This is a genomic window from Streptomyces sp. NPDC056948 (assembly GCF_042674225.1).
Lineage (GTDB): Bacteria > Actinomycetota > Actinomycetes > Streptomycetales > Streptomycetaceae > Streptomyces > Streptomyces purpurascens.
This window is the reverse complement of record NZ_JBHUQX010000343.1, coordinates 1-10,499: the sequence shown is the minus strand read 5'-3', so window position 1 is coordinate 10,499 and position 10,499 is coordinate 1. Positions and strand designations below refer to the sequence as shown.

Annotated in this window: 7 protein-coding genes; 5 read left to right on the top strand and 2 right to left on the bottom strand. The window is 69.0% G+C overall.

Annotation, left to right across the window (positions count from 1 at the left end; genetic code table 11):
• Positions 1 to 73 precede the first annotated feature (73 nt).
• Positions 74 to 3,613, bottom strand: a complete 3,540-nt coding sequence (dnaE, locus tag ACFTZL_RS33360) for a DNA polymerase III subunit alpha (protein WP_382590514.1) — start codon at positions 3,611 to 3,613, stop codon at positions 74 to 76.
• A gap of 216 nt (positions 3,614 to 3,829) precedes the next feature.
• Between dnaE and ACFTZL_RS33355 the strand changes: the two genes are divergently transcribed.
• The 4 genes from ACFTZL_RS33355 to ACFTZL_RS33340 all read left to right on the top strand — a co-directional run bounded on the left by ACFTZL_RS33355 (position 3,830) and on the right by ACFTZL_RS33340 (position 8,626).
• Entirely contained in the window at positions 3,830 to 5,155 is a 1,326-nt protein-coding gene (locus ACFTZL_RS33355) for a DUF2252 domain-containing protein (protein ID WP_382590506.1), read from the top strand.
• An 81-nt stretch (positions 5,156 to 5,236) separates the two neighbouring features.
• The gene (locus tag ACFTZL_RS33350) at positions 5,237 to 5,941 is read left to right on the top strand and encodes a hypothetical protein (protein WP_382590511.1); all 705 of its coding nucleotides are present in this window, start codon (positions 5,237 to 5,239) and stop codon (positions 5,939 to 5,941) included.
• Between the two features lie 103 nt (positions 5,942 to 6,044).
• Positions 6,045 to 6,863, top strand: a complete 819-nt coding sequence (locus ACFTZL_RS33345; protein ID WP_382590503.1) for a thioredoxin domain-containing protein — start codon at positions 6,045 to 6,047, stop codon at positions 6,861 to 6,863.
• Between the two features lie 92 nt (positions 6,864 to 6,955).
• Complete coding sequence (locus tag ACFTZL_RS33340; RefSeq protein WP_382590500.1) at positions 6,956 to 8,626, top strand: alkaline phosphatase D family protein; 1,671 nt, start codon at positions 6,956 to 6,958, stop codon at positions 8,624 to 8,626.
• A gap of 7 nt (positions 8,627 to 8,633) precedes the next feature.
• On the opposite strand, the gene ACFTZL_RS33335 is transcribed toward ACFTZL_RS33340, so the two are convergent.
• Positions 8,634 to 9,248, bottom strand: coding sequence for a dienelactone hydrolase family protein (locus tag ACFTZL_RS33335; RefSeq protein WP_382590509.1), 615 nt, complete (start codon positions 9,246 to 9,248; stop codon positions 8,634 to 8,636).
• A 62-nt stretch (positions 9,249 to 9,310) separates the two neighbouring features.
• On the opposite strand from ACFTZL_RS33335, the gene ACFTZL_RS33330 reads away from it, so the two are divergent.
• Complete coding sequence (locus ACFTZL_RS33330; RefSeq protein WP_382590497.1) at positions 9,311 to 10,438, top strand: mechanosensitive ion channel family protein; 1,128 nt, start codon at positions 9,311 to 9,313, stop codon at positions 10,436 to 10,438.
• Positions 10,439 to 10,499 lie beyond the last annotated feature (61 nt).

Genomic DNA, 10,499 nt, shown 5'->3' with positions numbered 1-10,499 from the left:
GGCGTACCCGGTACCGGGTACGCCCCTCACGCGCATCGAGAGCCTCCGTCGTCCCGCTCCCCCGGGCCCTGCCTCAGCCGGCCAGGCAGGACGGTCCGAGCAGCACCTTCAGGTCACCGAAGAGCGCCGGGTCCGGCTTCACGCGGTGCCGGTCCAGCCGCAGCACGGTGGTCTTGGTCGGCCCCTGGAGCTTGATCCGGACCTCGCTGTCGCCCTTGTGGTGGCTGAGCACCTCGCCGAGGCGGCTGACCAGCGGCGGGGTGACCCGGGTGGCCGGGATGGTGAGGATCACGGGCGCGTTGGTACCCGCGTTCGACAGGTCCGGGACCATCAGCTCCATCGCGACGAGCCGCGGGATGTCCTCGCGCTTATCGAGGCGGCCCTTGACGAACACCACGGCGTCCTCGACGAGTTGGGTCGAGACGAGCTGGTAGGTCGCGGGGAAGAACATGCACTCGATCGAGCCGGCGAGGTCCTCGACGGTGGCGATGGCCCAGGCGTTGCCCTGCTTGGTCATCTTGCGCTGGAGGCCCGAGATGATGCCGCCGATGGTCACCACGGAGCCGTCGGAATAGTCACCTCCGGTCAGCTGGGAGATGCCCGCGTCCGCCTTGTCGGACAGGATGTGCTCCAGACCGAACAGCGGGTGGTCGGAGACGTACAGACCGAGCATCTCCCGCTCCTGGGCGAGCAGATAGGTCTTGTCCCACTCGTCGGGGGAGAACTCCACGTCAAGACCGAAGCCCGGCTCGCTGGTCTCGGCCTCGCCCATGCCGCCGAAGAGGTCGAACTGGCCCTCGGCCTCCTTGCGCTTGACCGCGACCACGTTGTCGATCATCGGCTCGTAGTGCGCGGTGAGGCCCTTGCGGGTGTGGCCCATGGCGTCGAAGGCGCCGGCCTTGATCAGCGATTCGGTGGTGCGCTTGTTGCAGACCACCGCCTCCACCTTGTCGAGGTAGTCCGGGAAGGAGACGTACTTCCCCTTGGCCTTGCGGCACCTGATGACCGACTCGACGACGTTCGTGCCGACGTTGCGGACGGCGGAGAGGCCGAACAGGATCACGTCGTCGCCCTGGGCCGCGAAGTTGGACATCGACTCGTTGACGTCCGGCGGGAGCACCTTGATGCCCATGCGGCGGCACTCGTTGAGGTAGACGGCCGACTTGTCCTTGTCGTCCTTCACCGAGGTGAGCAGGGCGGCCATGTACTCGGCGGGGTGGTTCGCCTTGAGATACGCGGTCCAGTACGAGACCAGGCCGTACGCGGCGGAGTGCGCCTTGTTGAACGCGTAGCCGGCGAAGGGGACCAGCACGTCCCACAGGGCCTGGATGGCCTCGTCGCTGAAGCCCTTCTTGCGAGCGCCCTCCTGGAAGAGGACGAAGTTCTTCGCCAGTTCCTCGGGCTTCTTCTTGCCCATGACGCGGCGGAGGATGTCGGCCTCGCCGAGCGAGTACCCGGCGATGATCTGGGCGGCCTTCTGCACCTGCTCCTGGTAGACGATCAGGCCGTGGGTGACGTCCAGGACCTCCCTGAGGGGCTCTTCGAGCTCCTTGTGGATGGGCGTGATCTCCTGCTGGCCGTTCTTTCGAAGGGCGTAGTTCGTGTGGGAGTTCATGCCCATCGGGCCCGGCCGGTACAGGGCCGACACGGCGGAGATGTCTTCGAAGTTGTCCGGCTTCATCAGCCGGAGCAGGGAGCGCATCGGGCCGCCGTCGAACTGGAAGACACCGAGGGTGTCGCCGCGCTGGAGCAGTTCGAAGGTCGTGGGGTCGTCGAGCGGGAGGCTCAGGAGGTCGATGTCGACCCCCTTGTTGGACTTCACCATCTTGACGGCGTCGTCCATGATCGTCAGGTTGCGCAGGCCGAGGAAGTCCATCTTCAGCAGGCCGAGCGACTCACAGCTCGGGTAGTCCCACTGGGTGATGGTGACCTTGTCCGTGTGCCTGACCCAGACGGGGACGTGGTCGGTGATCGTCTCGCTGGACATGATCACGCCGGCTGCGTGCACACCCATCTGGCGGACCAGGCCCTCGACGCCCTTGGCGGTGTCGATGACCTTCTTCACGTCCGGCTCGTTCTCGTACATCCCCCGGATCTCGCCCGCCTCCGAGTAGCGGGGGTGCTCGGGGTTGGTGATGCCGTCGAGGTTGATGCCCTTGCCGAGGACGTCGGCGGGCATGGCCTTGGTGAGGCGGTCGCCCATCGCGTACGGGTAGCCCAGCACGCGCGCGGAGTCCTTGATCGCGTTCTTGGCCTTGATGGTGCCGTAGGTGCCGATCATGGCGACCTTGTCGGCGCCGTACTTCTCCGTCACGTACCGGATCACCTCGACGCGCCGGCGCTCGTCGAAGTCGATGTCGACATCGGGCATGGAGATGCGCTCGGGGTTGAGGAACCGCTCGAAGATCAGGCCGTGCGGGATGGGGTCGAGGTCGGTGATGCCGAGGGCGTAGGCGACGATCGAGCCGGCCGCGGAGCCTCGGCCGGGGCCGACCGCGATGCCCTGCTTCTTGGCCCACATGATGAAGTCGGCGACCACGAGGAAGTAGCCCGGGAAGCCCATCGAGATGATGGTGTCCATCTCGTACTCGACCTGCTTGGTGCGGTCGTCCGGGATGCCCTCCGGGAAGCGGCGGTGCATGCCGCGCAGGGTCTCCTCGCGGAACCAGCTGACCTCCGTGTACCCCTCCGGGATGTCGAACTTGGGCATGAGGTCGCGCTTCTCGAACATGCCCGTGGTGTCGACCATCTCGGCGATCAGCCGGGTGTTGGCGCAACCCTCCTGCCAGGCGTCCGAGGAGTCGATGGCGTACATCTCGTCGGTGGACTTCAGGTAGTAGCCGGTGCCGTCGAACCTGAAGCGGTCGGGGTCGGAGAGGTTCTTGCCGGTCTGGATGCACAGCAGGGCGTCGTGGGCGGACGCCTCGTGCGAGTAGGTGTAGTGCGAGTCGTTGGTCACCAGCGGGGGGATGCCGAGCTTCTTGCCGATCTCCAGCAGGCCGTCACGGACCCGGCGCTCGATCTCGATGCCGTGGTCCATCAGCTCCAGGAAGTAGCGGTCCTTGCCGAAGATGTCCTGGTATTCGGCGGCGGCCTTGAGGGCCTCGTCGAAGTGGCCGAGGCGCAGCCGGGTCTGGAGCTCGCCGGAGGGGCATCCGGTGGAGGCGACGATCCCCTCGGACCACTTGGAGATGGTCTCCTTGTCCATCCGGGGCCACTTCTGCAGCCAGCCCTCCGCGTACGCGTCGGAGGACAGCCGGAAGAGGTTGTGCAGGCCGGTGCTGTTCACCGCCCACATCGTCTTGTGCGTGTAGCCACCGGAACCGGAGACGTCGTCCCGCTTCTGGTGCGGCTGGCCCCACTGGAGCTTGCGCTTGTTGCGGCGGGACTCGGGCGCGACGTACGCCTCGATGCCGATGATCGGCGTGACCCCGGCGTTCTGCGCGGTGTGGAAGAAGTCGTACGCCCCGTGGAGGTTGCCGTGGTCGGACATGGCGATGTGCGACATGCCCATCTCGTTGCACGCGTTGAACATGTCCTTCAGCCGCGCGGCACCGTCCAGCAGCGAGTACTGGGTGTGGACGTGCAGGTGCGTGAACGGCGGCTTTGACACGGCTTCGGCCTCCAGGGAGAACATGGGTCGAATGGGGTCCGACAGGCTGCGCACAGTCTGGGGGACAGCGTCGAAGTCTATGCCTCGGCACTGACACTCCGAGGTCTGACCCGCGTACCTTCATGCGAAGGCCGGGGGCACTCCCGCGGCCCTCCGCACGTTAGTCAAAGGGCGGACCTGCCGCCCTGAAACATCTGCACCAGGAGGCACCCAGCGATGTCGTTCCCGCCGCTCGACGAGGAGCACCGCGGTGAGGAGATCCTCGCCGTCTTCGACACCGCCTTCGGCCAGCTTCTGGCCGCCGACCCGGCCGCGTTCCGTGTGAAGTTCCGGAAGATGGCGGCCTCGGCCTTCGCCTTCTACCGGGGCACGGCGTGCCTCTTCTACAAGGACCTCGACGCCGAGAAGCGGGGCGGCCCGTACCTGGACGAGCGCACCTCGCGCGTGTGGATCCACGGCGACCTGCACGCGGAGAACTTCGGCACGTACATGGATGCGAACGGCCGGCTGATCTTCAACGTCAACGACTTCGACGAGGCCTACGTCGGCCCCTTCACCTGGGACCTGAAGCGCTTCGCCGCGTCCATCGCGCTGATCGGGTACGCGAAGGCGCTCAGCGACGAGCAGATCTCCGAGCTGGTGACGATCTACGCGGTCGCCTACCGCGAGCGGATCCACGCCCTGGCCACGGGTGCGAAGAGCGACGAGGTGCCGCCGTTCACGCTGGACACCGCGCAGGGCCCGCTGCTGGACGCGCTGCGTGACGCCCGCTCGCTGACCCGGTTCGGCCTGCTGGAATCGATGACCGAGATCCGCGACTTCGAGCGCCGCTTCGCGCCGGGCGGCGGCTCCGTCGAGCTGGACGCGGCCACGCGCTACAAGGTCCTCGCCGCCTTCGACGGCTACCTGGAGACGCTGCCGGACAGCTCCCTGGCCCGCCCGGACTCCTACCGCGTGAAGGACGTCGTCGGCCGGCGCGGCATCGGCATCGGCTCGGCGGGGCTGCCGTCGTACAACATCCTCCTGGAGGGCCACAGCGACGCCCTGGAGAACGATGTCGTGATCTACATCAAGCAGGCCCAGACCCCGGCCGTCTCCCGGCACATCACGGACCAGGCGATGCGCGACTACTTCCAGCACGAGGGGCACCGCACGGTCATCTCCCAGCGCGCCCTCCAGGCCCACGCCGACCCGTGGCTGGGCTGGACGGAGCTGGACGGCTCGGGCCAGCTCGTCGCCGAGGTCTCGCCGTACGCGGTGGATCTCGACTGGGGCGACATCGACGACCCGGAGGAGATCGCCCAGGTGGTGGCCGACCTCGGCCGGGCGACGGCCACGATGCACTCGGCGGCGGACGACCAGTCCGGGGAGTCCCTGGTGCCGTTCTCCACGGAGCGGGCCATCGACGCGGCGATCGCGGCCGACGAGGACGGCTTCCCGCCGCTGCTGGTCGACTTCGCGCACAGCTACGGCGCACGCGCGCGTGCCGACCACCAGACCTTCGTGGACCTGTTCCGCAACGGCCGGATCCCGGGCCTGTAGCCGGGGCCTTTGCCATCCGCGCCCTCACAGGCATCCTTTAGGGGTCCCTTACCGGCCCCCATGACAGACTCTCCCTTCGCTATGGACATATCCGGGATCCAGCTCAGAGCCGTACGCGCGGCGCTGTTCACGGCAGTGGTCGTGACGCTCAGCACCGCGTCGCACGTGCTGCTGTCCCAGGTCCCGCTCCCACTGAGCACGGTGGCCGCGGTCGCCGCCGCCGTGTTCGTGATCGCGTACGCCCTGGCGGGCCGCGAGCGCTCCTTCGGGAGGATCGCGGCCCTGCTGATCCCGCTGGAACTGGCCGCCGACACGGTGTTCACCACAGGTCAGCACGCCTGCTACGGCCGGGCGGGCGGCCCGGTCGCCGGTCCGTTGCGTTCGGTCGGCCTGGACGTGCTGTGCGGGGGCGGCGAGGTGGGCACCCCGCTGGCGCGGATGGCCGGGGCCACCGGCACCGACCGGCTCGCGGCCGCGGTCGCGCATGCCGACCCGGCCACGGCCTGGCTGCTGCTCGGCGCGCACATCGGCGTGGGCCTGCTCGCCGCCGTATGGCTGCGCCGCGGCGAGCGGGCCCTGGCCCAGTTGCTGCGGGCCGTGGCGGCGGCGGTCTCCACCCGGGTCCGGCCGCTGCTGCTGGCGGTCTCCGCGGTCGCGGTGGAGCGGGCTCCGGCCGGGCGGTGTCTGCCCTCGCGCGCCGCCGACCGCACGCCCACCGCCCGCGACCGGATCCTCACGTACTCCCTGGGGCGGCGTGGACCGCCGTGCTCACCCGCCTTCGTCTGAGGCGCTCCCGCACTTATAGAGCTTTCGAGCCTTCGAGCACAGGCAGTCCCCCTACGCATTCCGCACACCCACGTGTGCGCGTCCCCTTACGGAGAACATCACCATGAGCAAGCGGAACACCCAGGCGGCGAAGACGGCGGCCCGCGAGCGGCTGCGCGCCGAGCGTGAGCGCGACGCCAAGCGCGCGAAGGTCAAGCGGCAGATCGTCGTCGCCTGCTCCATCGTCGGCGTCCTGGCGATAGCCGGCGGCATCAGCTACGCGGTCGTCCAGGCCAACAAGCCCAGCTACTGGGAGGGCCAGAAGGACGCCAAGGTCGTCACCCCTGCCAACACCACGGGCGCCAAGGGCACCACGGTCGTCATCGGCAAGGACTCGGCCAAGAAGACCCTGAAGGTCTACGAGGACCCGCGCTGCCCCGTGTGCGCCCAGTTCGAGCAGACCGTCGGTCCGACCGTGAAGAAGGACATCGACGACGGCAAGTACAAGATGCAGTTCATCGGCGCCACGTTCATCGACAACAAGGACAACGGCGAGGGCTCCAAGAACGCGCTGAGCGCCCTGGGTGCCGCGCTGAACGTGAGCGACGACGCGTTCCTCGACTACAAGGCCGCGCTGTACTCGGCGAAGAACCACCCGGACGAGACGACCGACAAGTTCAAGGACGACAGCTACCTCATCAAGGTCGCGAACACCGTCCCCGAGCTGAAGAACAACAAGAAGTTCCAGGACGCGGTCGAGAAGGGCACCTACGACGCCTGGGCGATGGCCATGTCGAAGACCTTCGACGACAACAAGGAGGGCGTGAAGGGCACCCCGGGCTTCGCCATGGACGGCAAGCAGCTCACCGCCGACAGCCAGGGCACGCCGCTGATGACCGTGGCCGACTTCAACAGGGTGGTCGGCGAAGCCCTCAAGAAGTGACGGCTGGTCCGGCACGGGCCACCACGTGAAGAGCGGGCGAATTTCCGGAGTTCGCCCGCTCTGGTGCATACCGATCAGTAACCTGATCGTCCGTGACCAGTCGATACAGATCATCGAAGACGTCCGAGGGCATCAACTCCCTCAACCCTCGCCGCCGTACGGTCGTCAAGGCCGCGGCGGCGACCGCTGTCCTGGCCGGGCCGCTCGCCGCCTCCCTGCCCGCGCGCGCCGCCGGCCAGGCTCCCGCCTTCCTGCACGGCGTCGCCTCCGGTGACCCCCTGCCCGACGGCGTCCTGCTCTGGACCCGCGTGACCCCCGTCCCGGAGGCCATACCCGGCTCCGGGCTGGGCCCGGACACCGAGGTGAGCTGGATCGTCGCCGAGGACCGGGCGTTCGCCACGATCGTCGCCAAGGGCTCGACCACCGCGACGGCGGCCTCCGACCACACGGTGAAGGCCGACATCCGGGGCCTCAGGCCGGCCACCGACTACTGGTTCCGCTTCTCCTCCGGCGGCACCGACTCCCCCGCCGCGCGCACCCGCACCGCCCCGGCGGCCGACGCGGCCGTCACGAACCTCCGCTTCGGCGTGGTCTCCTGCGCCAACTGGGAGGCCGGCTACTTCTCCTCGTACCGCCATCTCGCGGCCCGCGGCGACCTGGACGCCTGGCTGCACCTCGGCGACTACATCTACGAGTACGGCACCGGCGAGTACGGCACGCGCGGCACGGTCGTACGCCCGCACGCCCCGGCCCACGAGATCGTCACGCTCGCCGACTACCGCATCCGGCACGCGCGGTACAAGACCGACCCGGACCTCCAGGCCCTGCACACCACGGCCCCGGTCGTCGCCATCTGGGACGACCACGAGTTCGCCAACGACGCCTGGTCGGGCGGTGCCGAGAACCACACCGAGGGCGCGGAGGGCGCCTGGTCCGCCCGCCAGGCCGCCGCCAAGCAGGCCTACTTCGAGTGGATGCCGGTGCGTCCGGCGATCGCGGGCACCACCTACCGCCGGCTGCGTTTCGGCAAGCTGGTCGACCTCTCGCTGCTGGACCTGCGGTCCTTCCGCTCGCAGCAGGTCAAGGTGGGCAACGGCGAGGTCGACGACCCGGACCGCACGCTCACCGGCCGCGCCCAGCTCGACTGGCTCAAGGCGGGGCTGAAGGCGTCCGACACCACCTGGCGGCTGGTCGGCAACTCGGTGATGATCTCGCCGTTCGCCATCGGCTCGCTCTCCGCCGACCTGCTGAAGCCCCTCGCCAAGCTGCTCGGCCTGCCGCAGGAGGGCCTGGCCCTCAACACCGACCAGTGGGACGGCTACACCGACGACCGCCGCGAGATCCTCGCCCACCTGCGCGCCAACGCGATCCGCAACACGGTCTTCCTCACCGGCGACATCCACATGGCCTGGGCCAACGACGTACCGGTGGACGCCGGCACGTACCCGCTGTCCCCGTCCGCCGCCACGGAGTTCGTCGTCACCTCGGTCACCTCGGACAACCTCGACGACATCGTCAAGGTCCCGGAGGGCACGGTCTCCGCGGTCGCCTCACCCGTCATCCGCGCCGCCAACCGGCACGTCCACTGGGTCGACACCGACCGCCACGGCTACGGCGTCCTGGACATCACGGCCGAGCGCGCGCAGATGGACTACTACGTCCTGTCCGACCGCGCGAAACGCGACGCGACCGCCAAGTGGACCCGCTCCTACCGCACACGCAGCGGCACGCAGAAGCTCGAGCGGGTCTACGACCCGGTGTGAGCGGCCGCTACAAGCTGTCGAGGAAGCCGAGCGCCACCCGCCAGGTGGCCTCGGCGGCCTCCTCGTCGTAGTCCGGCAGATCGGGGTCGGTGTAGAGGTGGCCGGCCCCGGCGTACCGGTACACCTCGACGTCCGCGCCGGTCCGGCCCATCTGCAGGTACCAGGCGCTGAGCCAGTCGTCCGTCTCGAACGGATCCGGCTCCGCCACATGCAGCTGGACCGGCAGGTCGTCCGCCGTGACGTCCGGCGCGATGTCCGACGTGCCGTGCAGGAGCAGCAGCCCGCGCGCCTTGTCGTCGCCGAGGGCGAGGGTCTGGGCGATCGAGGCGCCGAGCGAGAATCCCGCGTACACCAGCCCGCGCTCGGAGTAGGGCGCGGCCGCCAGCACGGCCCGCTTCAGCAGCTCGTCCTTGCCGATCTTCTCCTGGTGCTCCATGCCCTCCTCGACCGTCTCGAAGGTGCGCCCCTCGAAGAGGTCGGGCGTCCACACCTCGTGTCCGGCCGTGCGCAGCCGGTCAGCGGCCTGGAGCACCGCGGGCCGCAGACCCTGGGTCGAGTGAAAAAGCATGATGTTCATGAGGTCATGGTGCCAGCCGGGTGTGACAACGCCAGATCGCGGCAGTACCCACGACCGGACGGAAGTCACATGTTCATGACCGCCGTGAGCCGGTTAGGTTCGGGGGCATGGAGAACCTGCTGCGACCGCTGATCGTGGTCGGTGGCTCGGTCGTGCTCACGCTGGTGATCGGCTGGGCCACCGACTTCCTGCTGCGCAAGGCCGACGAACGACACCACGAGACCCAGCTGTGGGGTCTGCTCCGCCGCGGGCGCATTCCCTACCAGCTCGTGCTCTTCGCGGCCCTCCTGAGAGGGTCGTACGACGAGGCACAGCTGCTGGACGACCGCCGCGAGGGCCTGGGCCAGGCCCTGACGCTGCTGCTCATCGGATCGGCCGCCTGGCTGGTGATCCGTATCGCGGGGGCGATCGTCGAGACGTCCTACAGCCGGTACGCCAGCGCCCGGGCCCACCGCGACCCGGCCAGGGTCCGCCGGGTGCGCACCCAGGTGACGCTGATCATGCGGGTGGTGTCCGCGGTCGTCGGCGTGGTGGCCACGGCGAGCATGCTGCTGACGTTCCCGGCGTTCCGGGCGGCGGGCGCCTCGCTGCTGGCCTCGGCCGGCATTCTCGGCATCGTCGCCGGTGTCGCCGCCCAGTCCACGCTGAGCAACATGTTCGCGGGGTTCCAGATCGCCTTCGGCGACATGGTGCGCATCGGGGACACCGTGGTGGTGGACGGCGAGTGGGGCACGGTCGAGGAGATCACGCTGACGTTCCTGACCGTCCACACCTGGGACGAGCGCCGGATCACCATGCCGGTCTCGTACTTCACGTCCAAGCCGTTCGAGAACTGGTCGCGCGGCACCCCGCAGATGACCGGCATCGTCTTCTGGCACGTCGATCACACGGCCCCCGTGGACGCGATGCGCGAGAAGCTCCGCGACATCCTGCGCGAGTGCCCGGCCTGGGACGGCCGCGCCTACAACCTGTGCGTCACGGACACCACCCCGAGCACCCTGCAGGTGCGGGCCCTGGTGACGGCCAAGGACGCGGACGACATCTGGACGGTGCGGGTCACGGTCCGCGAGCACATGATCCGCTGGCTGGCCGACGAGCACCCGTACGCCCTGCCCCGGGTCAACACGGCGGACGCGATCCTGCCGCCGCCCTGGGAGAACGGCCACCGCCCGTCGCAGGACGGCGTCCCGCCCCAGCAGCGCCGCTACCACGGCTCGGCGAGGCCGGAGCGCTGACAACACCGACGACGCTGGCAAAAAGGCCGATGCGCAAAAAAGAGGGGGGCCGCCCGTACTG